This is a genomic window from Limimaricola sp. G21655-S1 (assembly GCF_027213785.1).
In the GTDB taxonomy this organism is placed as follows: domain Bacteria; phylum Pseudomonadota; class Alphaproteobacteria; order Rhodobacterales; family Rhodobacteraceae; genus Limimaricola.
Window position 1 is genome coordinate 1 of record NZ_JAPWGO010000193.1, and the last position, 278, is coordinate 278.

Genomic DNA, 278 nt, shown 5'->3' on the forward strand with positions numbered 1-278 from the left:
GATGTGGCCCGCGCGCCGCGCGAACTGTTGCTGCGCATTCCGGGGTTTGGAACACGCGCTGTGCAACGTATCCTTGCCGCGCGGCGTTCCGGGCCGCTGCGCTACGCGGATCTGATCCGCATCGGCGCGCGGGTGAAACAGGCCGAGCCGTTCATCACGCTGCCCGACTGGTCGCCTGGCGCTTTGACCGACAGCGCCGGACTGCGCGCACGCTACACGCCACCGCCCGAGCAACTCAGCCTGTTCGCATGATCCAGATCGATCTGCCCGTTCTGGGG

General features: G+C 68.0%; 1 pseudogene. It reads left to right on the plus strand.

The features are described from left to right. Positions 1-252: pseudogene (locus O4G76_RS20430) on the plus strand (radical SAM protein); the annotation flags it as partial. Positions 253-278: the final 26 nt, after the last annotated feature.